22 protein-coding genes are annotated in these 25948 nt (G+C 69.4%); 14 read left to right on the top strand and 8 right to left on the bottom strand.

Translation table 11 applies throughout. The features are described from left to right. The first annotated feature begins 26 nt into the window (after window positions 1-26). Complete coding sequence (locus tag ACZ7KI_RS06035) at window positions 27-1202, top strand: 4-hydroxybenzoate 3-monooxygenase (RefSeq protein WP_470272093.1); 1176 nt, start codon at window positions 27-29, stop codon at window positions 1200-1202. A 209-nt stretch (window positions 1203-1411) separates the two neighbouring features. Here the strand turns inward: ACZ7KI_RS06035 and ACZ7KI_RS06040 are convergent, their stop codons facing one another. Further along, window positions 1412-3184 carry a bifunctional sugar phosphate isomerase/epimerase/4-hydroxyphenylpyruvate dioxygenase family protein gene (locus ACZ7KI_RS06040; protein ID WP_470272094.1) on the bottom strand — a complete coding sequence of 591 codons (1773 nt, stop codon included), beginning with the start codon at window positions 3182-3184 and terminating at the stop codon, window positions 1412-1414. Further along, the gene (locus tag ACZ7KI_RS06045; RefSeq protein WP_470272095.1) at window positions 3174-4022 is read right to left on the bottom strand and encodes a shikimate dehydrogenase; all 849 of its coding nucleotides are present in this window, start codon (window positions 4020-4022) and stop codon (window positions 3174-3176) included. Before ACZ7KI_RS06045 ends, ACZ7KI_RS06040 begins: the two co-directional genes overlap by 11 nt. Before the next feature lie 114 nt (window positions 4023-4136). On the opposite strand from ACZ7KI_RS06045, the gene ACZ7KI_RS06050 reads away from it, so the two are divergent. The 3 genes from ACZ7KI_RS06050 to ACZ7KI_RS06060 all read left to right on the top strand — a co-directional run bounded on the left by ACZ7KI_RS06050 (window position 4137) and on the right by ACZ7KI_RS06060 (window position 7212). After that, the gene (locus ACZ7KI_RS06050; protein WP_470272096.1) at window positions 4137-4778 is read left to right on the top strand and encodes a TetR/AcrR family transcriptional regulator; all 642 of its coding nucleotides are present in this window, start codon (window positions 4137-4139) and stop codon (window positions 4776-4778) included. A 121-nt stretch (window positions 4779-4899) separates the two neighbouring features. After that, window positions 4900-6207: an MFS transporter gene (locus tag ACZ7KI_RS06055; protein WP_470272097.1), complete on the top strand. Its 1308-nt coding sequence runs from the start codon at window positions 4900-4902 to the stop codon at window positions 6205-6207. A gap of 63 nt (window positions 6208-6270) precedes the next feature. Continuing rightward, window positions 6271-7212: an alpha/beta hydrolase gene (locus ACZ7KI_RS06060; protein WP_470272098.1), complete on the top strand. Its 942-nt coding sequence runs from the start codon at window positions 6271-6273 to the stop codon at window positions 7210-7212. Window positions 7213-7215: 3 nt separating this feature from the next. On the opposite strand, the gene ACZ7KI_RS06065 is transcribed toward ACZ7KI_RS06060, so the two are convergent. Together ACZ7KI_RS06065 and ACZ7KI_RS06070 are read right to left on the bottom strand one after the other, a co-directional pair. Next, the gene (locus ACZ7KI_RS06065; RefSeq protein ID WP_470272099.1) at window positions 7216-8331 is read right to left on the bottom strand and encodes a PucR family transcriptional regulator; all 1116 of its coding nucleotides are present in this window, start codon (window positions 8329-8331) and stop codon (window positions 7216-7218) included. A gap of 17 nt (window positions 8332-8348) precedes the next feature. Next, the gene (locus ACZ7KI_RS06070; protein ID WP_470272100.1) at window positions 8349-8924 is read right to left on the bottom strand and encodes a TetR/AcrR family transcriptional regulator; all 576 of its coding nucleotides are present in this window, start codon (window positions 8922-8924) and stop codon (window positions 8349-8351) included. 87 nt (window positions 8925-9011) lie between these two features. Between ACZ7KI_RS06070 and ACZ7KI_RS06075 the strand changes: the two genes are divergently transcribed. Then, a complete protein-coding gene (locus tag ACZ7KI_RS06075) occupies window positions 9012-9923 on the top strand; it encodes an SDR family NAD(P)-dependent oxidoreductase (protein ID WP_470272101.1) in 912 nt (303 codons plus the stop codon). On the opposite strand, the gene ACZ7KI_RS06080 is transcribed toward ACZ7KI_RS06075, so the two are convergent. Together ACZ7KI_RS06080 and ACZ7KI_RS06085 are read right to left on the bottom strand one after the other, a co-directional pair. After that, window positions 9913-11313: a PepSY-associated TM helix domain-containing protein gene (locus tag ACZ7KI_RS06080; protein ID WP_470272102.1), complete on the bottom strand. Its 1401-nt coding sequence runs from the start codon at window positions 11311-11313 to the stop codon at window positions 9913-9915. The genes ACZ7KI_RS06075 and ACZ7KI_RS06080 overlap by 11 nt on opposite strands. Before the next feature lie 114 nt (window positions 11314-11427). Further along, window positions 11428-11967, bottom strand: a complete 540-nt coding sequence (locus ACZ7KI_RS06085; RefSeq protein WP_470272174.1) for a hypothetical protein — start codon at window positions 11965-11967, stop codon at window positions 11428-11430. Window positions 11968-12040: 73 nt separating this feature from the next. Between ACZ7KI_RS06085 and ACZ7KI_RS06090 the strand changes: the two genes are divergently transcribed. The 6 genes from ACZ7KI_RS06090 (at window position 12041) to ACZ7KI_RS06115 (ending at window position 19753) form a co-directional block, all read left to right on the top strand. Then, window positions 12041-13252, top strand: coding sequence for an MFS transporter (locus ACZ7KI_RS06090; protein WP_470272103.1), 1212 nt, complete (start codon window positions 12041-12043; stop codon window positions 13250-13252). 32 nt (window positions 13253-13284) lie between these two features. After that, the gene (locus ACZ7KI_RS06095; protein ID WP_470272104.1) at window positions 13285-14286 is read left to right on the top strand and encodes a LacI family DNA-binding transcriptional regulator; all 1002 of its coding nucleotides are present in this window, start codon (window positions 13285-13287) and stop codon (window positions 14284-14286) included. Between the two features lie 619 nt (window positions 14287-14905). Next, on the top strand, window positions 14906-16285 hold the full coding sequence (locus tag ACZ7KI_RS06100; protein ID WP_470272105.1) for an ABC transporter substrate-binding protein: 1380 nt from the start codon (window positions 14906-14908) through the stop codon (window positions 16283-16285). Next, complete coding sequence (locus tag ACZ7KI_RS06105) at window positions 16263-17237, top strand: carbohydrate ABC transporter permease (protein WP_470272106.1); 975 nt, start codon at window positions 16263-16265, stop codon at window positions 17235-17237. Before ACZ7KI_RS06100 ends, ACZ7KI_RS06105 begins: the two co-directional genes overlap by 23 nt. Then, on the top strand, window positions 17234-18103 hold the full coding sequence (locus ACZ7KI_RS06110; RefSeq protein WP_470272107.1) for a carbohydrate ABC transporter permease: 870 nt from the start codon (window positions 17234-17236) through the stop codon (window positions 18101-18103). The genes ACZ7KI_RS06105 and ACZ7KI_RS06110 overlap by 4 nt, the downstream gene beginning before the upstream one ends. Before the next feature lie 48 nt (window positions 18104-18151). Further along, window positions 18152-19753, top strand: a complete 1602-nt coding sequence (locus ACZ7KI_RS06115) for a glycoside hydrolase family 13 protein (RefSeq protein WP_470272108.1) — start codon at window positions 18152-18154, stop codon at window positions 19751-19753. A gap of 339 nt (window positions 19754-20092) precedes the next feature. Here ACZ7KI_RS06115 and ACZ7KI_RS06120 read toward each other — a convergent pair whose 3' ends face one another. Further along, complete coding sequence (locus ACZ7KI_RS06120; protein ID WP_470272109.1) at window positions 20093-22780, bottom strand: helix-turn-helix transcriptional regulator; 2688 nt, start codon at window positions 22778-22780, stop codon at window positions 20093-20095. Window positions 22781-23088: 308 nt separating this feature from the next. On the opposite strand from ACZ7KI_RS06120, the gene ACZ7KI_RS06125 reads away from it, so the two are divergent. Then, the gene (locus tag ACZ7KI_RS06125; RefSeq protein ID WP_470272110.1) at window positions 23089-24429 is read left to right on the top strand and encodes an alpha-lytic protease prodomain-containing protein; all 1341 of its coding nucleotides are present in this window, start codon (window positions 23089-23091) and stop codon (window positions 24427-24429) included. Then, window positions 24414-25055, top strand: a complete 642-nt coding sequence (locus ACZ7KI_RS06130; protein ID WP_470272111.1) for a sigma-70 family RNA polymerase sigma factor — start codon at window positions 24414-24416, stop codon at window positions 25053-25055. Before ACZ7KI_RS06125 ends, ACZ7KI_RS06130 begins: the two co-directional genes overlap by 16 nt. On the opposite strand, the gene ACZ7KI_RS06135 is transcribed toward ACZ7KI_RS06130, so the two are convergent. Beyond that, entirely contained in the window at window positions 25056-25304 is a 249-nt protein-coding gene (locus ACZ7KI_RS06135; protein ID WP_470272112.1) for a hypothetical protein, read from the bottom strand. 156 nt (window positions 25305-25460) lie between these two features. Here ACZ7KI_RS06135 and ACZ7KI_RS06140 point away from each other — a divergent pair, with 156 nt between their 5' ends. Next, the gene (locus ACZ7KI_RS06140; RefSeq protein WP_470272114.1) at window positions 25461-25943 is read left to right on the top strand and encodes a DUF6130 family protein; all 483 of its coding nucleotides are present in this window, start codon (window positions 25461-25463) and stop codon (window positions 25941-25943) included. Window positions 25944-25948: the final 5 nt, after the last annotated feature.

A 25948-nucleotide genomic window follows, 5' to 3' on the forward strand; every position in this document is an offset into this window, starting at 1 on the left:
GCCCGCGGCACGCCCAAACTCCTGTCATGCGCACCCCAGTCGCCATCGTCGGCGCCGGCCCCGCCGGACTTCTCCTGTCGCATCTGCTCGACCTGGCGGGAGTCGAATCGGTGATCGTGGAGACCCGCTCGCGCGAGTACGTCGAGGCGCGGATCCGGGCCGGCATCCTCGAACAGTCCACAGTGGATCTTCTCCGCGAGGTCGGGCTCGCCGAACGGCTCGACCGCGAAGGCGACGAGCATCGCGGCATCTACCTGCAATGGCCGGAAGAGCGGCACCACCTCGACTTCGTGGACCTGGTCGGGCGCAGCGTGACGGTGTACGGGCAGACCGAGGTGACCAAGGATCTCGGCAAGGCGCGGGCGGCGGCCGGACAGCGGATCCACTACGAGATCAGCGATACCGCCGTACACGACATCGAGACCGATAGCCCTTACGTCACCTTCACCGACCCGGACGGAACTGCGCAGAAGCTGGACGCCGACGTCGTCGTCGGCTGCGACGGCTCCTTCGGTCCCTGCCGCGCCGCGATCCCCGACGCCGCGAAGCAGACCTGGGAACGCACCTACCCCTACTCGTGGCTCGGCGTCCTCGCCGACGTCGCCCCCTCGACCGATGAGCTCATCTACGCCTGGCATCCCGACGGTTTCGCCATGCATTCGATGCGCTCGGCCACCGTCAGCCGGCTGTACCTGCAGGTGCCCAACGGCACCGACATCGGCACCTGGTCCGACGACCGGATCTGGGACGCGCTCGCGACCCGGCTCGGCCACGGCCAGCATGGCTGGACGCTCACGTCCGGGCCGATCACCGACAAGAGCGTGCTGCCCATGCGCAGCTTCGTGCAGCAACCGATGCGCCACGGCAGGCTCTTCCTCGCCGGGGACGCCGCCCACATCGTGCCGCCGACCGGCGCCAAGGGCCTCAACCTCGCCGTCGCCGACGTCGCCCTCCTCGCCCCCGCACTTGCCGCTTTGGTGCGGGACCGGGATTCCGCGCTCGCCGACGCCTACTCCGATACCGCGCTGCGCCGGGTTTGGCGGTGTACGCACTTCTCATGGTGGATGACGACGATGCTGCACCAGTCGGGGGACCCGTTCGACCGGCAGTTGCAGCTTTCGCAGTTGCGGTGGCTCGCACGGAGCGAGGCCGGCCGGGCGGGGCTGGCGGAGAACTATGCGGGACTGCCCATCGGCTTCTGAGCGTGTTCGGCAGCGGCTAGTGGCGGTGTCGCTCCTGTGTACGCGTTCTTCTGGTAGCGAAGGCCTCCTTGCCTACTCTGACGGTAGTGAAGGAGGCTTTCGCTACCGTCGGATGTGATCCCTGGTGACGGTGGGGCGGCTGTGATCTCGGCGGCCGGTCGTGAAGGCCCACCGACAAAAACGGAAACCCGGCGAGCACGGCTCCTAGCTCACCGGGCCAGGCTCAGCCGTCGTTCCCGATGCGCCGTCATGTACACCGGCGTGTACACCACTCCATACCCCCGATACCCGCCGATCCGTTGCACCACCTCGAAAAACACCCGGGTCCCGAGGAGTTCCGTGAAGAAGTGCAGGTACTCACCGTGCTCGTCACGGTCGTACAGCACCGAGTTCTCCCGCAGTTCCGAGGCGAACGGCAGCTCGAACCGCGCATCGAGATCGTCGTAGTAGTTCCCGGGAATCGAAAGCAGCGGCGCACCCGCCTCGCGCATGGCACGCGCGGCGGCGAAGGCGTCTTCGCACGCGAAGGCGATGTGCTGCGGCGAAGGCACTCCCGGCGCCCACTCTCCTCGCCGCACCAGAGCACTGTCCAATGTCAGGCGGACGTTCTGATCGCCGACTGCTCGGCTGCGCACCAGTCCGAACGGCGCCGCGAACTCCGAGCCGGGTTCGGGCCGCAAACCCAGCACCGAACGGTAGAACAGCGTCGCCTCGTCGAAGTGGTCGAAGGGCTGCGTCAAGGCGACGTGGTCGATGCCGGTGATCCCCTTCCCCCCCGAAGTCGCCCGCGAAAGAACGAAGTCGTGAAGCCAGTCGTCGTTGCCGCAGAAGAAAATCTCGGTCCCGTCCGGCGCGGCGACGGCGGACAGATCCGCCTCGTCCGGTCCTTGCTCCCGTGGCAGAACGGGCGCGAGCAGCGTCTCCGCGCGCCGCGCCGAGGCGGCGGGATCGGTGCTCGTCAGCCCGAGAGCGCTGATCGCGCCGTCCACAGTGGTCCCGTTCACCAGCACCCTCGCGGAACCCTGCTGCCACAGCTGGACCGGCTTCGAGCGATGCGTTCCGGTGTGGACGAAACCGAGCGCCGCGAGCACCTCCCCCGAATCGGCGGGCACGGAGAGTTCCGCGAAAGCGTGGCCGTCGAGCCGCGGTGCGGGAGGAACCTCCAGTGCGTCAACGGATTCACGTAACGCCACCAGCGATCGCATGGCGTCGACGGCGGCGGGACGCGGGTCCGCCTGGCGGAAGACGTCGTTGAAGACCTCCAGCGACAGCGGCCCCCGATACCCCGCGGCCAGCACGTGACCGGTGAACGCGGTCAGGTCGAACGCACCCTGACCGGGGAAGAGCCGGTGATGCCTGCTCCAGTGCAGCACGTCCATGTCCAGAAGTGGCGCGTCGGCCAGCTGCAGGAAGAAGATCTTCTCCCCCGGGATCGTCCGGATCGCGCGGGGATCACTGCGCCGCGACAGGATGTGGAAACTGTCGAGGCAGACACCCAGAGCCGGATGATCGGCTCGCCGGACGATGCGCCACGCGTGCTCGTAGGTGTTCACGAACCGGCCCCAGGCGAGGGCTTCGTAGGCGACCCGGATTCCGCGTTCCCCGGCCGCCGCCGCCAGCTCATGCAGTTGCGAAGCGGCGAGGTCGTCGTCATCGACGGCGTCGGGCGAGACCGACGAGCAGACCAGGACGGTGTCCGCCCCGAGTTCGGCCATCAGGTCGAACTTCCGTCGCGCCCGGCGGAGATTCGCTTGGAGCACGTCCGGCGGTACGGCCTCAAAATCGCGGAACGGCTGGTAGAGGTCGATCGTGAGACCGAGATCGGCGCAGAGCCGCCGGATCTCCGACGGTGACCGCCGTGAGGCGATCAGATCGTTCTCGAAGATCTCGACGCCGTCGAACCCGGCCGCGGCGGCCGCCGTCAGTTTGTCCTCGAGCGTCCCGGACAGGCAAACGGTCGCGATGGCGGTGTCACCGGGCATGCGCGGTCACCCCTTCCAGCGCTTCGAAATGCCGGAGCATCCGGTCGGCGTCCGGCTCCGCGCCGGTGAACAAACGGAACGAATCGGCCGCTTGAAAGACCACCATCCCGCCGCCGTGCAGGGTCCGGCAGCCACGCTCGCGCGCTTGTTTCAGCAGCGCGGTCTCCAGCGGGCGGTACACGATGTCGGCCACCCACATCCCCGGCCGCAGCGACTCGGGGGGAACGGGCGACCCCGGATACGCGGCCATCCCGGTCGGCGTGGCGTGGACGAGTCCGTCGGCCGTCCGGAGGTCGTCCAGCGAACCGGCACGGGCCCGGACCTCGCCGAACCGCCTCCGCAGTCCGGCCACGAGGGTGCCCGCTCGACCGGGGTCGACGTCGTGGACGATCAGCCGTCCGGTCCCGAGGGAAAGCAGCGCGTGGGCGACGGCGGCTCCGGCCCCACCCGCGCCCAGCAGGACGACCGTGTCGAGGTCGGCGTCGGGCAGGCCTTGGGTGAGATTGCGGGCGAAGCCGGTCGAGTCGGTGTTGTGCCCGGTCGCCAGCCCTTCGCGGAACACCACGGTGTTCACCGCGCCGAGCGCGGCGGCGTCGGGCGCGATTTCGTCGAGATACGGCAACACCCGCTGCTTCACGGGATGCGTGATGTTGAGCCCGTCGAAACCCGCGGTCCGCACGGCGTCCAGCACCTCGCCGATCGGCGTTCCCAGCACGTCGAGGTCGAGCCGCCGGTAGAGATAGCGCAGCCCGAGTTCGTCGGCTTCCCGCTCGTGCAGCGCCGGGCTCAGCGACGGCCCGATGCCGGTACCGACCAGGCCGATGAGGTAGCTGGTCACCAAGACCCTCCGAAAGTAATGTACGAACTAGTGAGTTCACTGTAGCTCGAACCGGTCGGCACGAGAAGGGCTGCGCTAGAGTGAGGCCTCCACCAGCGGTTCGGAGGGAGTCAGGTGGCCGCACCGTCGTCCGAGGTCGAGCGTCAGCGCGACAAGGAACGCACCCGCGCCGAGATCCTCGCGGTGGCCACCAGGGAGTTCGCCGACAAGGGTTACGCCGGCGCGAGAGTGGACGAGATCGCCGCCCGCACGAGCACCACGAAGCGGATGATCTACTACTACTTCGGCGGCAAGGAGCAGCTTTACGTCGCCGCGCTCGAACGGGCGTACGCCACCATCCGCGCCCTCGAACAGGACCTGGACGTCGAGCACCTCGAACCCGAGGACGCGATCCGCCAGCTGGCCGAGCTCACCTTCGACCATCACGAGGCCAACCCGGATTTCATCCGGCTCGTGAGCATCGAGAACATCCACCACGGTGAGCACATCGCTCGCTCGGAAGCCCTGTCGGGCATGGCGAATCCCGCCCTTGACGTACTCACCCGCATCCTCGACCGCGGCCGTGAAGCAGGCCGGTTCCGCGACGACGTCGACGCGCTCGACGTGCACATGGTGATCAGCTCGTTCTGCGTGTTCCGCCTCGCGAACCGGCACACCTTCTCCGCGATCTTCGGCCGCGACATGCTCGATCCGAAACGCCGCGCCCACTACCGCCTGATGCTGGGCGACCTGGTGATCGAGTACCTGACCGCCTGAAACATCGGCTCTTGACAACCGGGGCGGCGTCTCGCAGGCTGCATTAACTAACTAGATCGTACATTGCTGGATCGTACCTTGGAGCGTCGACGTGGCCCCTCCTTCTCTTGTCACGCAAGGCATGCCCCGCAAGGCAGCGTTGGCCGCCTGGATCGGCAGTGCGCTGGAGTACTACGACTTCTTCATCTACGGCACAGCGGCCGCGCTGGTGTTCAACAAGGTCTTCTTCCCGGCCTCCTCCCCCGCCACCGGAACACTGCTCGCGCTGGCGACCTTCGGCGTCGGGTACCTCGCCCGCCCGGTCGGCGCGTTCGTGCTCGGGCACGTCGGCGACCGCCTCGGCCGCAAGAAGGTCCTGGTCTTCACGCTGTTGCTGATGGGCGCCACGACGTTCCTCGTCGGTTGCCTGCCGACGTACGCCTCCGTCGGCGTGCTCGCGCCGATCCTGCTCGTGGTTCTCCGTCTGCTGCAAGGACTTTCGGCCGCGGGCGAGCAGGCGGGCGCCAACTCGATGTCGATGGAACACGCGCCACCGCACCGGCGTGGTTATTACACGAGCTTCACCCTGAGCGGTACGCAGGCGGGCCAGATCCTCGCCACCGCAGTCTTCCTGCCGATCGCCGCGCTGCCCCAGGACCAGTTGCTCACCTGGGGCTGGCGGATCCCGTTCTGGTGCAGTGCCGCCGTCGTGGTCGTCGGCTTCGTGATCCGCCGCAAGATCGACGAAACCCCGGTGTTCGAACAGAACCGGGCCGAGGTCGCCAAATTGCCGGTCGCCGTGCTGTTCCGGACACACTGGAAGGACGTGCTCCGCGTCATCGCGGCGGCCACGATCGCCTCGGTCAGCACGATCTTCACCGTCTACGCGCTGAGCTACGCGGTCAACACGGTCGGGCTGGCCCGCGGGCCGATCCTGTGGGTCGGCGTGCTGGCCAACGTCGTCGCGTTGCTGGCGATCCCTCTGCTGGCCGGGCTTTCCGACCGGATCGGCCGCAAACCGGTGTTCATCGCCGGTTGTCTCGCCTGCGCGGTCCTCATCTTCCCGTATCTGTGGTCGATTTCGGGTGGTTCGTTCCCGGTGATCTTCGCTTTCGGCATCCTGCTGTTCGGGGTGGCCTACAGTGCCGTCAACGGGGTGTGGCCGTCGTTCTACGGCGAGATGTTCGACGCCAAGGTCCGCCTTTCGGGGATGGCGATCGGCACCCAGATCGGGTTCGCCATCGCCGGATTCGCCCCGAGCGTGGTGGCCGCGATCGGCTCCGGGAAGGACGACTGGCTCGGCGTCGCCGTCTTCACCGCCGCGGTCTGCCTGCTCAGCGCGACGGCCGCGCTCACCGCGCGCGAGACCCACGACGTCCCGACGGAGGATCTCGGCGCCGCGCACGTTCGGCGGGTGAAAGAACCCGCTTCCGCGACGCGTGGCGGATGAAAACGGCGGGGCACGCTGGCCACAATCGTGGTACCCCGCCACGTCACGTCAGGAGTGCGACCGATGACCTACGCGTACGACCCGGAGATCGCCCCGGCCGTCCCGCTGTTGCCCACTGTGGACCTCACCGACCTGCCCGCCACCCGCGAACAGCTGAACGCCACCATCGCGGAGCGGCTGAGCGAAGTGGACGAAACCGGGGTCACCCACCGGGAGGAATTCGTGCCCGGCCCGGACGGCGCACCGGAGGTCAAGGTGCGGATCTACACGCCGGACCGGATCACCGCACCGGCCCTGATCTTCGACGTCCACGGCGGCGGGTTCATCGTCGGTGACCTCGAGATCGACCACGCGAGCAACGTCCGCTTCGCCCGCGAACTCGGTGTCGTCGTGGTGTCGGTCGACTACCGGCTCGCACCCGAAGCGCCGTACCCGGCGGCACTCGAAGACTGCTACGCGGCGCTCACCTGGGTCGCGAAGAACGCGACCGAGCTCGGCGCCGACCCCGATCGGATCGCGATCCACGGCGTCAGCGCCGGCGGCGGACTGTGCGCGGCGCTCGCGCTCCTGGCCCGCGACCGGGGCGGCCCGGCGATCAAGTTCCAGTACCTCGGCGTTCCGGAGATCGACGACCGGCTGGAGACGCCGAGCATGCGGGCGTTCGTCGACACTCCACTGTGGAACCGGCCCAAGGCGGAATTCAGCTGGGATGCCTACCTCGGCGAAGGTGTGCGCGGCGGCCCGGACGTACCCGTTTACGCGGCACCCGCCCGGGCGGTCGACCTGAGCGGCCTGCCGCCCGCGTACGTCTCGGTGATGGAGTTCGATCCGCTGCGCGATGAAGGAATCGCCTACGCCCAGGCCCTTCTCGCCTCCGGGGTCACCACCGAGCTCCACCTGTTCCCCGGCACCTTCCACGGTTCGGCGGTCGTGGAGTACGCCGCCGTGAGCAAACGCGAGGTGGCCGAAGCGATCGCCGTGCTCGGCCGCGCTCTCGAGGTCTAGCGGCTAGCCGCGCTGCGCGAGGCGGCGGGCGAGCAGGGCGAGACGCGCGCGGAAGCGGTCGCCCGGTTCGTCCAGCCGCCAGCCCAGCGCGTCCTCGACGTGGGCGAGCCGCGCCGCCACCGAACTGTGGTGCCGGTGCAGCGCGACCGCGGCCTGCCGCAGCGATCCGGTGCGGCAGAACGCTTCCAGTGCCGCGACGTCGGCGGCCCCGGTCGGCGTCGCGGCGAGCGCGTCCAGCGCCAGGACGTCGTCCTGTGCCCGCAACCGCGCCACCGGCACTTCGGCGAGCAGGGTGAGCGAACCCAGCTCGCCGTGCACCACGACCGGCTCCATCGTGGAAACGGCGAACCGTTCCGCGAGCCGTGCCTGCAGCCAGGAGCGGCGCGCTTCGAGTCCCGGCACGGCGTCGCCGACGCCGACCCGCACGCCACCGGCGGTGTCGCGTTCCCGCGCCCGATCCGCGAGCGCGGACCGCAGCGAGCCGACGACCGAATCTTCGCGCGGTTGCAGCAGTACCGCGGCCACCTCCCCGACCGTCGCCACGTGCAGCCGCGGCAGCGAACCACCTCGCGCCAGAAGGCCGACCGCCGCCGCGCCGGGATCGCGATCGTCCTCGGTTCCGACGGCCAGCACGCGTACCGGCCGGTCGGGGACCAGGCCGAGCAGTCGCAGCGCTCGGGAGCGGTCCTCCTCACCGGCCCGCTCCCCCAGCAGCAACTCCACCAGCGCGGGATCCGCCAGATGCGGGGTCGTCCCACCGGGTTCGGCACGGCCGAGGACGCGGGCCGCCATGGCGAACCGCTCCAGCACGAGGTCGTCGAGCGGGCCCGGCGCCCCGGCTCGTTCCAGCCAGACCTTCCCCGGCGGTTCACCGAGATCGGCCGCCGCGGACTCGGTCACCTCGCCGGGCGCGGGCTCGCCGTCCGGCGCGAACCGCAGCGGTGAAGACAGGCCTTCCCGGCTCAGCCCGGCCACACAGTCCGCGAGTGCCGCGCCGGCCCGCACGAGATCGGTGAGGTGGGCCTGCCGCGCCACGAGTTCGTCGAAATAGGCGATGACCCGGACCGCGGCTTCCGCGTCGGCGTCGACCGCGGACAACCGCAGCAGCAGACCCTTCATTTCTCCAGGCTAGCCGCTCAGAACCCCGGCCAGCCTCGGCGCAGAAAGGCGAAAGCGGCGTCCAGCGCGGCGGCGGGGTCGGATTCCGTACCCGCCAGATCCGGGATCTCCAGGACATAGCGGGCCAGCAGCCGCACGGAGAAGTCGTCCTCGCCGGTCTGCTCGGCGATGACTTTCGCGAGCGCGTCCTCGCAGCCCGTCCAAAGTGTCCTGGCGTAAGCGCGCAGTGCCGGGGTGGCGATCACGAGCTCCGCGACCCGGCGCGACAGCGGATCGGGAGCCGGATCGAAGGGACCGCGAGTCGCGAGGAAGTCCCGCAGCGCCTGCAGGATCGAGACGCCCTCCGCGCGGTTTCGCACCGCGGCGGACAGAGCCTCCTCGCGTTCTTGCCCGTGGCCGAGGATCAGCGCTTCCTTGCCACCGGGAAAGTGCGCGAACAGCGTGGACACCGCCGTGTCCGCGGCGTCCGCGATCTCCGCGACGGTGACGTTGTCGAAGCCCCGCTCCAGGAACAGCTCACGCGCCGCCCCCGACAGGGCCTGGCGGGTCGCCGCCTTCTTGCGCTCACGTCTGCCCGGCTCGGTCCGTCCCATACGATCATGATACCCGATATCGAAGCCACTCCGAAACCGGAACGTGTGTATATTCGAAGTGACTTCGACTTTGAACCGGGAGCCATCATGCAGCACTGGGACGTCCACCGCCCGCCTCGCGCCGAAGGCAAGACCTTCCTGGTCACCGGCGGCAACGCGGGTATCGGCTACTTCGTCGCCGAACAACTGGCCGGGACCGGCGCCACCGTGCTCCTCGGCAGCCGGGACGCCGCCAAGGCCGACGCCGCGATGGCGTCGATCCGGTCTCGCGTCCCGGACGCGAAGCTCGGGCACCTGCGGCTCGATCTTTCCGATCTCGCGTCCATCAAGTCCGCTGTGGACACTCTCGACCTCGATCGGCTCGACGCCGTCGTCTGCAACGCGGGCGTGCTGTTGGAGAACCAGCCGAGGCGCGAGACGGCCGAGGGCCACGAGCTGACGTTCGCGACCAACCATCTCGGCCATTTCGTGCTGGTGCATCGGCTGATGCCCTTGCTCGAAGCGGCGCGGGCCGGTCGCGTCGTCACGACGGGCAGCTTCGTGGGCAAGTCCGCGGAATTAGACCTGGACGATCTCCAGAGCGAACGGGACTACCAGCCCAAGCGCACCTACGCGCGCTCCAAGCAGGCGCAGATGCTGTTCGCCTTCGAACTCGACCGGCGGCTGCGCGCGACCGGGAGCACGGTGCTGAGCGTCGTCGACCATCCGGGCGGCGCGCTCGACTCCCTGACCCCGCCGAGGCCGGTGCACCCGGCGCCGGACGGCCGGAAGTTCCCCGCCGGGCTTCTCCTACAGGGCAAGGAGGCCGGTGCTTGGCCCGCCGTCCGCGCCGTACTCGACCCGGACGTGCGCGGCGGCGAGATGTTCGGTCCCCGCGTGTTCGGCCTGCGTGGTGAGCCCCGGCGGGAACCGGTTCGAGGGAGGCTGGCCGACACCGAGCTCGCCGCCCGGTTGTGGGCGGCGAGCGTCGGCCTCACCGGGGCCGGGATCACACGGTGACGTCGGCGAACTCCGGTTTGGCACGGGATCGCAGGCCCAGCAGCAGATCCAGCACCAGGAACGCCAGCAGGCTGATCCCGAACAGCGGCACGAACCAGCCGATCGCCGCGGCGAGCACGACGAGTCCGACCACGAGGGCGGGCGGCGCCTTGCGCCACTGCCCGCGTGGGATGGGACGCCCGAACGCCAGGCCGGTGGCGCGGGTCGGCCTGCGCTGCCACCACATCCGGTAGCCGAGCACGACCAGCGTGACCAGACCGGCGCCGAGCAGGAGCAGCGCGATCTGGTTGGGCCAGCCGAACAGGACGCCCATATGCGCGTCGATCCCCCAGCGGGCGAACTTCGCCATCAGCGGGTAGTCGTCGAACCGGACCTCGCCCAGGACCTGCCCGGTGCTCCCGTCGACCGCGACGGCGTCGACCTGTGTCGGCCAGCTGCGCTCGATTTCCGCCACCTGCCAAGGAGATCCGGGTTTGGTGGGCAGCCCGATCTCCACCGAGGCCGCGTCGATCCCGGCGGCCCGGGCCGAGGCCAGCACCGCGTCCACGCTTTCGGGACGGGCGGGTGACGGCGCGGCCGGCGCGTCGCCGTGACCCGCGTGCCCGGCATGCTCGTCGGCGCCCGTCACCTTCAAGGCGGGGGTGGCCCACCCGAGGGATTCGCGCAGGGCCGAGACGTTCTCACCCGCGTACGCCGACCACGTCAGCCCCGTCGCGGACAGGAACACCGCGCCCAGCAGCACCCACAGACCGATCGTCCCGTGCCTGCGTACCGACTTCCCCCGGGCGGACTCGGCCTTCGCGGCCTTCTCCGCCTTCTCGTTCCGGCGGGCGCGGCGACGGCTCACCCACAGCACGAGACCGCCCAAGGCGATCACCCACAGCCAGGACGCCGCGAGTTCGCTGTAGAGCCGTCCCGGTTCGCCGAGCAGCAGGTTGCGGTGCAGCTGGTCGAGGACGGTCCGGAACGGCAGGGCGCCACTCGTGCCGTACGCGACGAGGTCGCCGCGTACTTGAGCGGTGGCGGGGTCGACGAAGACCGCCCGCCGTTCGGACTCGCCGAGCCCCTCCTCGGCGAACAGCACCCGGGTCGTGTCGCCCGGCTCGGGCGCGGGACGGACGGCGACCAGGTCACCACCGGGGTGGGCCGCCTGCGCCGCCTTGACCTGTTCGGCGAGCGAGGCCTGGTTCAGCCCGACGGGTGCCCGCAGCTGGTCGGCGTAGATCCAGGACTCCATCTGGGGAGTCGCTGCGTACAGGACGCCGGTGAGCGCGGCGATGAGCACGAACGGTCCGACGAGGACGCCGGCGTAGAAGTGGAGCCGGAGGAACAGCCCGCGCCAGGCGGAGACGCGCGGTGGACTGGTGGTCGGTTCGGTCTGTGTTGCCATGGGGGAACTCCTGAGGCGTCGGTGGGGTGGCGTGCGCCCGCACCACGCGCCGGAGTGGTCACGGCGCGCGTGCTGAGCCCTGCCGGGACACGGGTCTCGGCAGGGTTTCGGGGATCAGGCGAACGACACCGGCGGGCCGCGCCGCGAAAGCACGTCTCGCAGGAGCGCCTCGGTCGCGGGGTACTTCACCGCGACCGGGACGTGGAGCCGCAGCGGCGCTGTCGCGGGCCGCGGCGCCAAGCGGCGCGGAAGGACCGAAGCGATCAACGCCAGGAGCGCGAACAGCGCGCGCTCGGCACCGGCCAGCACCGTGACCACCACGAGGGTCGCCACGGCGTGCCCGGCCGCCATCAGAAGACCGCTGTCCGCGGTTTCGGTATGCCGGGAGTGCGATTCCCAGGCCAGGAAGGTGAGGGAGGCGTGCATCGCCAGTTGCCCGCCGGCCACCAGGCAGAGGATGGCGAGCGGACCGCGCCGCCGCCCCGCGAACGCGTACGCCACCCAGCTCAGCAGAGCCACGAGCAGCACGACCACACCCAGGTCGGGGACGCGCCCGTTGGCGCTCAGGTGGGCACCGGTCGCGAGAGTGCCGGTCAGCACCCCCACGGCCCCGCCCCGGAGGCGCCGCGCCGGGCCTCGGGTCGGGGTCGGCATGCGCACGGAAGGCAGAGTAGAGCGTGACCCGCCCCGCTGTCGCGTACCGAAGACGCCAGGGCATTCTTCCGGCATGCTCCGCACCCTGTCGTTCGCCCGGCTCTGGACCGGCAACACCGCGTCCGGGCTGGCGACCTGGGCACTGCCGTTCATCCTCGGGCTGGCGGTGCTCGAACGCTCGCTTTCCGCCGTCGACCTCGGCATCGTGCTGGCCGCCCGTACCGTGGGATTCCTCGTGGCCGTGCCGGTGGCCGGCGTCCTCGCCGACCGGCACTCCCGCCGTCAGGTCGTGCTGTGGGCGGGCCTCCTCGCGGGTCTCGCCACTCCCCTGATCACCATCGGCATGGGCCGGTCCGTCCCGCTGATGGCCGTCGCGGCCGCCATCGTCGGGATCGGCCAGGGCGCGTGCCGCCCGGCGTTCCAGGCGCTGACCGCCGAAGTGATCGCCGAGGACCGGCGTCAGCAGGCCAACGCGGCGATGACACTGGCCGTGCGGGTCACCACCCTGGTCGCACCCGGCCTCACCGCACTGCTCGCCGTCATCGCCTCGACGCCGGTCCTCGTCATCGGCACCGGTGTGCTGTGGTTGGGCGTGGCACTGATCCCGCCCCGAGGCACCTTCACACCGGCACCGGCCGTCACCAAGACCCGCTTCTTCGGCGATTTCGCCGACGGACTCCGCGAAGCTCGCCGTCACCCGTGGTTCCTGGCCGGGCTCGGCGCGCTGACCGCCGTGATCGCCACCGGCTACTCCGCCACCGGCGTCGTACTGCCCTTGGTCAGCCGCGACCGCTACGACAGCGAAGCCGTCCTGGCGGGCGGACTGACCGCGTACACGCTCGGCGCGCTCGCGGGCGCCGTCGTCATCGCGCGCTGGCGGCCGCGACGCCAAGGCTGGGCCGCGCTGATCGGACTCGGCTGCTACGGCTTCGCGCCGCTGAGCCTGCTGTTCCCGGTGCACCCGGCCTTCGTCATCGCCGCGTACGCCGTGGCCGGGCTGGGCATCGAGCTGTTCAACGTCCCGTGGTTCACCGCGACCCAGCGGGAGGTCGAACCGGGGAAGCTCGCCCGCGTGTCCTCTTTGGACTTCCTGTTCTCCTACGGCCTGGCGCCCGCCGGGCTGGCGTTCATCGCGCCCGCGATCAGCGAGTTCGGCGCGGGGCCGGTACTGGCGGCGTGCGCCGTCATCTGTTTCGCCGCCCCGGCGGCCGCCGCGCTCGTCCCGTCGTCGCGCGACTTCCGTGTCTGGAAAGAACCCAGCACCGCACCGATCGAGAGTGTCTAGTTTTTGCGCTCGCTTGCGGTAAAGTTTCACGCATGACGCGTCGACTTGCCGAAGTAGCCCGTAAGGTCGGGGTCAGCGAAGCCACGGTCAGCCGGGTGCTCAACGGCCGGTCCGGGGTTTCCGCGAGCACCAGGGCCGCCGTCCTCACCGCGCTGGACGTGATGGGCTACGAACGCCCGACCCAGTTGCGCGGCGACCGCGCCCGGCTGGTCGGGCTCGTCCTTCCCGAACTCCAGAACCCCATCTTCCCCGCGCTGGCCGAGATCATGGGCAACGCCCTCGCCCAGCAGGGTTTCACCCCGGTGCTGTGCACCCGCACCGCGGGCGGGGTGTCCGAAGCGGAGTACGTGGACCTGCTGCTGCAGCAACAGGTTTCCGGCGTGGTGTTCGCCGGCGGGCTGTACGCCCAGGCCGACGCGGTGCACTCCCACTACCACCATCTCGCCGAACGCCGCCTGCCGACGGTGCTGATCAACGCCGCTGTCGAACACCTCGGGCTGCCGCAGATCTCGTGCGACGACGCGGTCGCCGTCGAGCAGGTCGTCGGGCATCTGAGCTCACTCGGGCACGAGAAGATCGGCCTGGTCCTCGGCCCCACCGACCATGTGCCGTCACAGCGCAAACTCGAGGCGTTCCGTTCCTACGCCGGGAAACTCGGCCTTCCGGTCCTGGACGAACTCGTCGAGCACGGCATGTTCTCCATCGAAGGCGGCCACGCGGCCGCGGCTCGGCTATACCCGCGTGGCGCCACCGCCGTGCTGTGCGCGAGCGACCTGCTGGCTCTGGGGGCGATCCGCGCGGCCCGGCGACAGGGCCTGTCGGTACCCGAAGACGTCTCGGTGGTCGGCTACGACGATTCCGCGCTGATGAACTGCACCGATCCGCCGCTGACCACGACCCGCCAGCCGATCGAGGCAATGGGCCGCGCCGTGGTCGAACTGCTGGTCAAGCGCATAAACGGCGGAGAAGTCGCCGCCGAGGAACTGCTGTTCGCACCCGAACTCGTCGTCCGGGGCTCCACCGCCCGCCGGTAACCCCGGTTCCCCGCGAACCAGGCACCTCAGGGTCGCGGCAGAGTCGAGGTAAGGGAATGTCTGGTTCTGGTCGCCGGCCGGGCTTCAGTGTCCACAAGGGACATCGCCCAGGGCAATTGAGGGTCTGATTGATGCCGCTATGTACGTTTCTGCGTGGGGCCGTGAGTGATGATGAGGGGTAACCCCAAGGTGGCGTGCCCTGGGGACTGATTCGGTGTCGCGGGGAATCGGGAACCGGACATGTCCCCAATGCGGCATTGGAGACGCTCAGCGCCCCCAATGCCGCATTGGGGACATCAGACCGCGGCGCGAAACCGCGCAAGTCACCCAAACCGGGCACGTTTTCTCGGAAAGTGTCCCTTATGGACAGTCGAGAGCCGAGTGACGCTCCTTGCGTGAGCCAGCTCCCGCCGGGTCACCGCGACACGGTGCCCAGTCTCGCTGTAGCGGCCCCAGATCAGGCACCTTCTCACCCGAGAAGGTGCCTGGTTCGCGTTCAGGGGTCGGTCATTGTCGGTAAGTTGCACGTTCTCATCCACTTATTGCGTCAATCTGGTCTTCACTTTAGAGTGACCGCAATCACGTGACAGCCGTCGCGATCGGCGAGATGAGGCTTGAGATGAGCAGCACTTGGTCCCCGACAGTGCGCCGCCGGATGTTCTGCCTGCTCCTTGCGGGCGGGCTCGCCGTGGGGGCGGCCGCCTGCGGTTCCGGTTCCGGTGAAAGCACCGGAACCGGGGGCAAGGTCAAGATCTCCGTCACCGGTCAGCCACCGACCAGCCAGCCGTTCGAACGCGGCGTGTTCGACGCCGACGTCAAGGAGTTCGAGGAGAGCCACCCCGACATCGACATCGAGCCGCACGAAGGCTTCATGGACCCGAAGACCTTCTCCGCCAAACTCGCCGGCGGTCAGCTCGAAGACGTCTACTACGTCTACTTCACCGATCCGGCGCAGATCATCGCGCGCCGTCAGGCCGCCGACATCACCGAAGCGGCGAAGGACCTGAAGAACATCAACGACATCAAGCCGGAGCTGCTGGCCAACTTCCGCGACTCCAGCGGCAAGCTCTACGGCCTGCCGACGATGAACTACAGCATGGGCCTGCTCTACAGCCGCCCGCTGTTCCAGAAGGCCGGGCTCGACCCGAACAAACCGCCGCAGACCTGGGACGAGGTCCGCGAAGCCGCGAAGAAGATCGCCGCGCTGGGCAACGGCACCGTCGGATACGCCGACTACAGCAAGAACAACCAGGGTGGCTGGCACCTGACCGGCTGGCTCTACTCCATGGGCAGCGAGGTCGCCCGCAAGGACGGCGACAAATGGGTCGCCGCCTTCGACAACGACAAGGCCAAGGCCGCGCTGAACCAGCTGCGCGCCATGCGCTGGGACGACGACACCATGGGGAGCAAGCAGTTGCTCGAAGCCCAGGACGTCCAGCGCATGATGGGCGCCGGCCGACTCGGCATGTACATGGCCGCCCCCGACAACGTCCCGGTGCTGGTGAAGCAGTTCAACGGCAAGTACGAGGACTACGGCGTCGCCGGGATGCCGGGCGGGCAGGGCACACTGCTCGGCGGCGAGGGCTACATGATCAATCCCAAGGCCTCGCCGGAGAAGATCAAGGCCGGCCTGGAATGGGTTCGTTGGAAGTACCTCAACCCGGAGCGGTTCGAGAAGCACGTCCAGCAGTACGTCGACGGCAAGCAGCCGGTCGGGCTGCCTGCCGAGCCGACCCCGGACGTCTGGCAAGGCGCCGTGCGTGACCAGCAGCTCGCGATCAAGGCCAAGCACGCCAACGTACCCGCCGAGAACTACCAGTCCTATGTGGACGCCGGTTCGCGGATCAAGGGCAGCATCGAACCACCGAACGCGCAGCAGGTCTACGCCATTCTCGACAGCGTGATGCAGGCGGTGCTCACCGATCGGAACGCGAACATCGATCAGCAGCTGTCGTCGGCCGAGTCGAAGGTCAACAGTGTCCTCGCACAGGTCAAGTAGCGTTCTCGACTGGCCCGCGGCGTCCTCGTCGCGGGCCAGTCGCCCGGTCGCGTCCGCGGCCGAACGCCGCCGGATCCGGTTGCGCCGCAAGCTCAAGGAAAACCTCACCGCATACGGCCTGCTCTGCGCCGCGCTCCTGGTTTTCGCGCTGTTCTCGTGGTACCCCATCGTGCGCGGGGTACTGCTGAGCTTCCAGCAGGTCGATTTCGTCAATCCGGCCACGTGGGTCGGCTTCGACAATTTCACCCGCCTGTTCGAAGACCCGTTGTTCGGCGTGGCCTGGCGCAACACCCTGCTGTTCACCGGGCTCGCCTTGGTGTTCGGGTTCCTCGTGCCGTTCCTGACCGCGGTGCTGCTCAACGAACTGCGGCACGCCAAGGCGTTCTTCCGGCTGGCGGTCTACCTGCCGGTGATGCTCCCGCCGGTGGTCACCGCGCTGATGTGGAAATGGTTCTACGACCCGGGTGCCGGTCTGTTCAACTCCGCGCTCGGCGCCGTCGGCCTGCCCGGCGGGCAATGGCTCGACTCCGGCGACACCTCGATGCTGTCGCTGGTCTTCGTGTCCACGTGGGCGAACATGGGCAGCACCACGCTGATCTACCTCGCCGCGCTCGGCACGATCCCCGGCGAGCTCTACGAGGCCGCGGAACTCGACGGTGCCGGGCTGTGGAAACGCCTGCTCCACGTCACCTTGCCGCAGACCCGGTTCGTGCTGCTGGTGCTCCTGCTGCTGCAGGTCGTCGCGACCATGCAGGTGTTCACCGAGCCGTACGTGATGACCGGCGGCGGACCGGACGATTCGACGGTGACCGTGCTCTTGCTGCTGTACCGCTACGCCTTCGTCTACAACGACTTCGGCTCGGCCAGCGCGTTGAGCCTGTTGCTGTTCGTCGCGCTCGGGGTGTTCTCCGCGCTGTACGTGCGCCTGACCCGGAAGGCGGATCAGTCATGAGGACGCTCGTCTCCCCCAGCACGCTCCGCAGTCCCAGTGGCAAGATCGGCTACGCCGTCGTCTTCACCTGCACGCTGCTGCTGTTCGTTCTCGCGTTCCTGTTCCCGCTGTACTGGGCGGTCACCGGTGCGCTGAAATCACCGCAGGAACTGGCGCAGACCCCGGCGACGTTCATCCCGGACGAATGGCATCCGGAGACCTTCGCCGACGCCTGGAACCAGCTCAGCCTCGGCAAGTACTTCCTCAACACGATCATCGTCGCCGGAGGCGCCTGGCTGGCCCAGCTGGCCATCGACGTCCCGGCGGCCTTCGCGTTGTCGAAGCTGCGCCCGAAGTTCGGCAATGTCGTGCTGGGCCTCATGCTCGCGACGCTGATGCTGCCCGCGGCGGCGTTGCTGGTGCCGACGTACGTGACGATCACCGATCTCCCGCTGCTGCACCTCAACCTGATCAACTCGCCCGCGGCGATCTGGCTGCCCGCCGCCGCCAACGCCTTCAACATCTATCTGCTGAAACGGTTCTTCGACCAGATCCCGGACGAGCTGCTCGAAGCCGCGCGGCTCGACGGCGCCGGACCGGTGCGCACGCTGTGGCGCATCATCCTGCCGATCTCGCGGCCGATTCTCGCCGTGGTCTCGATCCTCGCGGTGGTGGCCGCGTGGAAGGACTTCATCTGGCCGCTGCTGGTGTTCCCGGACACCGAGAAGCAGACGCTGTCGGTGATGTTGCAGCGGGTGGCCATCGACATGCCGCTGAACGTGCTGGTCGCGGGCATGGTGCTGGCCAGTGTGCCGATGGTGGCGCTGTTCCTGGCCTTCCAACGGCACATTCTCGCCGGGCTCACCGCCGGCAGCGTCAAAGGCTGATTTTCGCCGCATCCGGGGTTTCCACGAACTACTGAGGAGGACACTTCCGTGACCGCATTGGGGCAGTCCGCCGCCGGATGGTGGCGGAGCGCGGCGATCTACCAGGTCTACATCCGCAGTTTCGCCGACGGGAACGGCGACGGCGTCGGCGATCTCGCCGGCGTCCGCGCGCGGCTGGACTACCTGGCCGAACTGGGGATCGACGCGATCTGGTTCACCCCGTGGTATCCGTCGCCGATGGACGACGGCGGCTACGACGTCGCCGACTTCCGGGAGATCGACCCGCTCTTCGGCACCCTGGCCGAGGCCGAAGACCTGATCGCCGCGGCACACGCCAAGGGGATCCGGGTGATCATCGACATCGTGCCGAACCATTGCTCCGACGAGCACCGCTGGTTCAAGGAAGCGCTCGCGGCGGCACCCGGATCGCCCGAGCGGCAACGGTTCTGGTTCCGTCCGGGCCGCGGCCCGGACGGTTCCGAACCGCCGAACAACTGGAAGTCGCGCTTCGGCGGCTCCGCGTGGACGCGGGTCCCCGACGGCGAGTGGTACCTGCACCTCTACAGCTCGCGCCAGCCGGATTTCAACTGGGACAACCAGGACATCCGCGCGGATTTCGAGGATGTCCTGCGGTTCTGGTTCGACCGCGGCGTCGACGGTTTCCGCATCGACGTCGCCGACGGGCTGGTGAAGGACCCGCGGCTGCCCGACGTCGACCCTGGTGACGAGACGCCGTTCTCCGATCAGGAGGGACTGCACGAGATCTACCGGTCGTGGCGCAAGATCGCCGACAGCTATCCGGGTGACCGGGTTCTCGTCGGCGAGATGTGGCTGCCGGACATGTCGCGTGCCGCGCGGTATCTCCGGCGCGACGAACTGCACGCCGCGTTCAACTTCGACTTCCTGGTGTGCCCCTGGGATTCCACGAGGTTCCGGGACGTCATCGAGCGGACGCTGCTGGCACACGAGGAGGTCGACGCGCCCGCGGCCTGGGTGCTGTCGAACCACGACGTCACCCGGCACGTGACCCGGTACGGACGCGAGGGTGACACCGGCTTCGCGTTCGCCGACCGGCTGCACGGCACTCCGGTCGACCTCGGACTCGGGACCCGGCGGGCGCGGGCGGCGGCGCTGCTGACCTTGGCGCTGCCCGGTGGTCTGTATGTCTACCAAGGGGAGGAGCTCGGTTTGTGGGAGATCGAGGACCTCCCGGACGAGCTCCGGCAGGATCCGGTGTATGCCAGGACGAACGGCGCCGACCCCGGCCGTGACGGCTGCCGGGTCCCGCTCCCCTGGTCTGGCGACGCGCCGCCGTTCGGCTTCGGCACCGCCGGGACGTGGCTGCCGCAGCCCGCGGAATGGCGCTCCAGAACGGCGGAAGCGCAGGCGGCCGATCCGGCGTCGATGCTCCGCCTGTACCGCGCCGGGCTTCGGATGCGGGAGGAGCTTCCCGCGCTCGGGCCCGGTGGCCTGGAATGGCTGTCGCTCGGCGACGGCGTGCTCGCGTTCACGCGGGAGCCGGAGTTCACCTTCGTGCTGAACTTCTCGGACACGCCGGTCCCACTTCCGCCGCATCGCGATGTACTCCTGACCAGTGGCCCGGTCGACGGTGAACTGCCGACGGATACGGCGGTGTGGTTGCGCACCTGACCGCGGCCTCGTGAGACGTCGTGAGTGATTTGGGTCGTTCTCTTGAGGGGAAAGGCAAACGTGTCGTGGCATGGGGCCGGTGTCGCTCACGTGCACGCGTTCTTCTGGTAGTGAAGGCCTCCTTGCCTACTCTGACGGTAGTGAAGGAGGCTTTCGCTAGCGTCAGATGTGGTCTCTGGTGACGGTGGGACGGCTGTGACCTCGGCGACCGGTCGTCAAGTACGTGAAGGCCTCCTTCACGTACTTCGGCAAGGCCAGTGCGGTGCCACGTCACCCAGCCCACCGCCTCGCCCGAGACACGACACGCTTGGCTCACTCCTCGATAACCGTCATCACCAGTCACGAGAATTTCTTGAGTTCCGCCCGCGAAGTCACGCCCAGCTTCGGGAAGATCCGGTGCAGATGCGTGCCGACCGTCCGGTGCGAGAGATAGAGCCGCTGCCCGATCTCCCGGTTGGTCAGGCCCTCCGCGGCCAGTTGCACGATGCTCAGCTCGTGCGGGGTCAGCTTCTCCCGCGCGTCCGGGCCGCGGTTGGGGCTCGACTCCCCCGCGCTCCGCAGTTCACGGCGCGCGCGTTCGGCCCACGCCGTCATGCCGAGCGCGTCGAAGGTCTCCCGCGCGGCACGCAGATGCGCTCGCGAATCCACGACACGCCGCTGACGCCGCAACCATTCGCCGTAGGCCAGCCGCAGCCGGCCGCGTTCGGCGGGCCAGCCGTCCAGCTCCGCCCGCAACGCGGTCTCGAACAGGTCCTCGCCGGGATCGAGGACGGCGCGGGCGTACCGCAAGCCGATGTGCAGGGCCGGTGCCGCCGTCGACAAGGCCAGCTGTTCCATTTCCGCGACGATCTCCCGCAGGGCCTCGACCTGCCCCGCCCGGAGCGCGGCCTCGGCCAGTTCCGCGACGAAGTAGACGCGCAGAGCCAACTGGAAGGCGGGATCTGCGGGATCGAACAGCCGCCGCAGGTCGTCGAAAGCGTCGTCGAAGCGGCCCTCACTCGACGCCGCGATACCCCGGGCGAGCTGGACGGTCGCCAGTACCGGCCGGGCACCGGCGGCGAGCCCGATCCGTTCGGCCTCGTCGGCCAGCGCCTTGGCCTGTTTGTGCTCGCCCCGCAACGCGGCGATCTCGGCCTGGACCGCGGTGGCGAGGCCGTACATGAACGGCTGACCGGTCTCCTTGGCGAATTTGGCCGCTTCCGCCGCGACCGGGACCGCCGCGGCGAGGTCGCCGAGCCGGACCTGGCTCCACGCCTGGACCGCCAACGCCCTCGGCAGCAGGCCGAGCCTTCCTTGCGCACGAAGCCCCGGGGCCGCGGCCGCCGAGAACCGGGCGGCCAGATCGACCGCGCCGACCTGGAGTGACGCACTGCCGAGAAAGCGGTCGACCTCGGGATCGGTTCCGCCGGTGGCGGCGAGTCCGTGCAGGTCACCGAGTACGGCTTCGGCCCGTTCGAACGGCGCGACGTAGGCGGTGACGGCGACGAGGCGCGGGTCCGAGTTCTCGACCGGGAGCCGGTCCGCGACGGCCAGCAGCGTCCGCCGCGCCTCCGGGCCGGGTTCGGTCCAGAAGCAGCGCATGGCGGCACCCCACAGGATGCGCATCGCCGGATCCGGCATCCCGTCCTTCGCCACCGACTCGGCCAGCCGCGCCAGTTCGGCGACCCGGGACAGGTCTTCGCGCACGCCGTCCTCGAACCCGCTGAGCAACCAGCTCGCGGTCGCTCGCTGCCTTGGCGTGAGCTCGCCGGAACGGGCGTCCTCGACGAGCCGTTCCGCCTTCTCGCGCCCGCCGGATTCGACGGCCAGTTCGGCCGCCCGCAGCAACCGCTCCGCCCGCCGTCCGGGATCGGCGCTCAACCGGGCGGCCTGCTCCAGCGCCGCGACCGCGGCCGCCGGTCCGCCACGGTGCCGGGCGCGGTCGGCGGCGTGCTCCAGGTCACCGGCCACGGCTTCGTCGGCGCCGATCGCCGCGGCGGCCCGATGCCACGCCCGGCGATCCGGCTCCTCGCGCAGGACCTCGGCGAGAGCGAGGTGGGCGTGCCGCCGTTCCTCGGCCGACGCCGACGCCGGGATGGCCGAACGCATCAACGGGTGCCGGAACGACACCGTCCGTGGCTCAAGGTCGATCAGCCGGGCCTCCGCGGCGGGCGCCAGCGCTTCCGGCTCGACGGTTTCGCCCAACAGCGCACCGGCCGCCGCCAGCGTCTCGGTGATCGACCCGGTCTCGTTGAGCGCCGCGACCAGCAGGGTCGTGCGCACAGGTTCCGGCAGGGCGACGAACCGGTCACCGAACGTCCGCTCGAGTCGTTCGGTCAGCGGCAGCACGGGATCGGCCGCCTCGGTCATGGCCGACGGCAGCTCGGTCAGTGCCAGCGGATTCCCGGCGGCCTCGGCGAGCAGCCGGGTCCGGACGGGAGTCGTGAGCCTGGGGGCCACGGAGTCGAGCAGTTCGGCCGCGACCGCGTCGGGAAGGCGCTCCAGGTCCATCGAGGGCAGTCCCGCGTCGCGCAGTGGCGACGGCTCCCCGTCCCGCAGGGTCGCGATCAGGACGATCGGCTCCGACTCGATCCGCCTGGCCACGAACGTGAGGACGTCGGCGCTCTCCCGGTCCAGCCAGTGGACGTCCTCGGCGACGATCAGCAGCGGCTTGGCCGCCGCCTCCTCCGAAAGCAGCGTCAGTGTGGCGAGCCCGACGAGGTACGCGTTGGGCTCCGCCGCCTCGGCGAGGCCCAGCGCCGCCCAGAGCGCGGAACGCTGCGGCGCGGGCAAGGTGTCCGCAGCCGCTCGAACCGGGAAGAGCAGCTGGTGCAGACCGGCGTAGGCGAAGTTCCGTTCGGCCTCGACGCCGGTCGTGCGCAGTACCCGCAAACCGCCGACCGTCGCCGCGGCGACCGCTTCCGCCACGACGGCGGACTTGCCGACCCCCGGTTCGCCCTGGATGAGGACACCGCCGCAGCCCGCGGCAGGACCGTCGACGAGCTCGCCGAGGCCCTTCAGTTCGGCTTCACGCCCGAAAAGCTGCACTTGCGATCCTCACTCCGTGAGAAGTTCCGGCGTTCCCTTTGCCTTACCCCTCAAAAGTACGGTATTGACGACAAGGACGGCACCACGAGCCGACGGCGGCGTCGGCGTCCACTCTGGTCTTCAGGCACTGGAACCTCTTGCACGGCAACGGATTCGCCGAGCGGAACCGTCCGCCCGGGTGCCATATCACCCGGCGCTCAAGCCCGTGGATATGACCCAAATGGTATGTACCAGTTCCGTGATGCGCCTCGTACGGTCGGGAACGTTCCGTCTCCTCTCCCCCCGCCCGTTTCGAGGAAAGCGTCGACATGAACAGAAAGATCCTCGCCACCACAGCCGCGGCCATCACCGGCGCGGGCTTGGTCACGGCCATCGCCCTCACCCCGAGCGCGAGTGCCGGGCAACCGGCAACGGCCGCAGACCAGGCCCAGTCGGAAATGCTCGCGGCGATGTCGCGAGACCTGAAGATCAGCCCCGAACAGGCCAAGCTCCGGCTCGCGAGCGAGCAGCGTGCCGCGGTCACCGACAACACGCTGAAGAAACAGCTCGGCACGTCGTACGCCGGATCGTGGCTGGACACCACCGGGACTTCGCTGACCGTGGCCGTCACCGACGCGGCGCAGGCCGACCTGGTGCGCGCCGCCGGTGCGACCCCGAAGACCGTCGCCCGGAGCGCCGCCCAGCTCGATGCCGCCAAGCTGGCGTTGGACGCCAAGTCCACCAAGGCACCGAAGACCGTGCCCGGCTGGTACACCGACGTCGTCACCAACTCGATCGTCGTACTGGCCAACGCCGGCGGTGAGGCCGCCGCGAAGTCGTGGGCGGTCGAGTCCGGCGTGCAGGCCGGCCTGGTCCGCGTCGAGGCCAGCACCGAGAAACCGCGAGCGCTGATCGACATCATCGGCGGTAACGCCTACACCTTCGGTTCGGGCCGCTGTTCCATCGGCTTCCCGGTCGAGGGCGGCTTCGTGACCGCCGGGCACTGCGGCACCACGGGCACGCGCACCTCGAACCCGAGCGGGTCCGTCGCGGGCTCCAGCTTCCCCGGCAACGATTACGCCTGGGTCCGTGCCGACGCCGGCAACACCCCGCGTGCGCTGGTCAACCGCTACCCGGGCACCGTGCCGGTCGCTGGTTCGACTGAGGCCGCGGTGAACTCTTCGGTCTGCCGTTCCGGCTCCACCACGGGCTGGCACTGCGGCACGATCCTGCAGAAGAACACCTCGGTCACCTACCCCGAAGGCACCATCACCGGCCTGACCAGGACCAACGTCTGCGCCGAGCCCGGCGACTCCGGCGGTTCGTGGATCACCGGCGACCAGGCGCAGGGCGTCACCTCCGGCGGCTCCGGCGACTGCACCTCCGGCGGCACCATCTACTTCCAGCCGGTCACGGAGATCCTGAGCGTCTACAACCTGCGCCTGATGGTCACCGGCACCCCGCCGTCCAGCACCACCACGACGCCGACCACCACCCCGACCGGCCCGACAACCTCGAACCCGCCGGGCGGCACCTGGGCGCCGTACACCTACTACGGCTCCGGTGCGACCGCCACCTACGGCGGCAGCAACTACCGCGTGATCCAGCCGCACACCTCCATGCCCGGCTGGGAACCGCCGAACGTGCCCGCGCTTTGGGAACTCGCCTGACCTGGACCGCCCCCGGCGAACGCGCCTCGCCGGGGGCGGCTCCTTTTCCGGACGACGGTGCGCTGACGGAGGATCTCGAATCCCTCGTTCCCCGCGCCCGCGACGGTGATCCCACCGCGACCGAGGAACTGATGGAGATCGTCCAACCGGTCGTCGCGAGCTACTGCCGGAGCCGGATGGACGGGATCGACACGCGGGTCATCGCCGCGGAGGACGTCGCGCAGGAGACCTGTCTCGCCGTGCTCACCGCGCTTCCCACCGCCAAAGCCACCGGCCGCTCTTTTCTCACCACCGTTCTTGGGATCGCCTCCCGGAAGGTCGCCGCTGCCTTCCGGTGGCGGGCCCGGGACAGATCCGAACCCACCGCCGACTTGCCCGATCGCGCGACGCCCGAGCCAAACGAACCTGAACGGCAGGCGCTCGCCGCCGACGGGCACGACCGGTTGACCCGCCTGATGAGCACCCTGCCCGGTATTCAGCGGGAGATCATCCGGCTGCGCGTCACCGTCGGCATGTCGGCTCCTGAAACGGGTGCCGTCCTGCGGATGAGCCCCGGGCTGGTCCGGGTCGCCCAGCACCGAGCCCTGCACAAACTCCGCACGATCATCGGCGAGGACGACCTGTGATCAGCGCTGGATGCAGTCCAGCCCGAGGATGCCGAGACCGGTCACCACGTACTGGCAGATATGCGAGGCGTGTTCGACGCTCGTCTCCGTACAGCTGAGAGGCGTGCCGAGAAGATCGACCGCGCAGTAGGCGTAGAACTGGTTCGGGTTGCCGGGCACCGGGTCCGCGGAGGCGGGCGAGGCGGCGACGGCACCCGCCGAAATCATGAGCGTCGCGCTGGCCGCCAAGGCGGCGATCCGAGTCATCATTGCTCTCTCCTTTTCTCCGCCCCCAATCTGATGTCCTCGGTATTCCCCGCCTGGGGGGCCGCTACCTGGTGATCACCGGAAAGTGTCACGGTGACGTACACCGATGACGTCGCCCGACGGGCGCCGAGGCCCCCATGGCCGTCCTAACGTGACCGCATGCCCGTTCTTGGGAAGCTCGCCCTCGCCGCCGCCCTCCTCCTCGCCACCACCGCCTGCAGTGCCGCCTCGCCACCGCCGACGGCACCCGCTCCCCCTGCCGCCGTCGCCGCCGCCGACTGGTCACCCGCCCCCGTCGTGCCGTTGCCGTCGCAGCCGCCGCCCTCGCTGGTCGTGGACCAGCCGCTGCCCGACCAGCTCGCGATGGGCCTCGTCGTCCTGCGGTACCGGGCGGAGAACCTCCGGATCGTCCCGGTCTACGGCCCGGCCGCGCTCGATGTCTCGCCCCGGATCGGCCACATCCACGTGACGGTCGACGACGCGCAGTGGCACTGGGCGGACGGCAGCGGAGAGCCGCTCATCATCCAGTCGCTGCCGGCGGGACCGCACAAGGTGTGGATCGGCCTCGCCGACCCGACGCACAAGATCCTCGACGAGAAGACCGTCAGCTTCGTCGTCCCTGTCCACAGTGGACACCACTGAAACCC

This window comes from Amycolatopsis sp. NPDC039088, assembly GCF_055598845.1.

Excerpts from the sequence above, each read along its gene's own strand:
- ACZ7KI_RS06125 (WP_470272110.1), top strand. The coding sequence starts at position 23,089 with ATGAACAGAAAGATCCTCGCCACCACAGCCGCGGCCATCACCGGCGCG.
- ACZ7KI_RS06085 (WP_470272174.1), bottom strand. The coding sequence starts at position 11,967 with ATGCCGACCCCGACCCGAGGCCCGGCGCGGCGCCTCCGGGGCGGGGCC.
- ACZ7KI_RS06080 (WP_470272102.1), bottom strand. The coding sequence starts at position 11,313 with ATGGCAACACAGACCGAACCGACCACCAGTCCACCGCGCGTCTCCGCC.
- ACZ7KI_RS06035 (WP_470272093.1), top strand. The coding sequence starts at position 27 with ATGCGCACCCCAGTCGCCATCGTCGGCGCCGGCCCCGCCGGACTTCTC.
- ACZ7KI_RS06075 (WP_470272101.1), top strand. The coding sequence starts at position 9,012 with ATGCAGCACTGGGACGTCCACCGCCCGCCTCGCGCCGAAGGCAAGACC.
- ACZ7KI_RS06055 (WP_470272097.1), top strand. The coding sequence starts at position 4,900 with ATGCCCCGCAAGGCAGCGTTGGCCGCCTGGATCGGCAGTGCGCTGGAG.
- ACZ7KI_RS06070 (WP_470272100.1), bottom strand. The coding sequence starts at position 8,924 with ATGGGACGGACCGAGCCGGGCAGACGTGAGCGCAAGAAGGCGGCGACC.
- ACZ7KI_RS06065 (WP_470272099.1), bottom strand. The coding sequence starts at position 8,331 with ATGAAGGGTCTGCTGCTGCGGTTGTCCGCGGTCGACGCCGACGCGGAA.
- ACZ7KI_RS06140 (WP_470272114.1), top strand. The coding sequence starts at position 25,461 with ATGCCCGTTCTTGGGAAGCTCGCCCTCGCCGCCGCCCTCCTCCTCGCC.
- ACZ7KI_RS06090 (WP_470272103.1), top strand. The coding sequence starts at position 12,041 with ATGCTCCGCACCCTGTCGTTCGCCCGGCTCTGGACCGGCAACACCGCG.
- ACZ7KI_RS06095 (WP_470272104.1), top strand. The coding sequence starts at position 13,285 with ATGACGCGTCGACTTGCCGAAGTAGCCCGTAAGGTCGGGGTCAGCGAA.
- ACZ7KI_RS06060 (WP_470272098.1), top strand. The coding sequence starts at position 6,271 with ATGACCTACGCGTACGACCCGGAGATCGCCCCGGCCGTCCCGCTGTTG.
- ACZ7KI_RS06135 (WP_470272112.1), bottom strand. The coding sequence starts at position 25,304 with ATGATGACTCGGATCGCCGCCTTGGCGGCCAGCGCGACGCTCATGATT.
- ACZ7KI_RS06040 (WP_470272094.1), bottom strand. The coding sequence starts at position 3,184 with ATGCCCGGTGACACCGCCATCGCGACCGTTTGCCTGTCCGGGACGCTC.
- ACZ7KI_RS06100 (WP_470272105.1), top strand. The coding sequence starts at position 14,906 with ATGAGCAGCACTTGGTCCCCGACAGTGCGCCGCCGGATGTTCTGCCTG.
- ACZ7KI_RS06110 (WP_470272107.1), top strand. The coding sequence starts at position 17,234 with ATGAGGACGCTCGTCTCCCCCAGCACGCTCCGCAGTCCCAGTGGCAAG.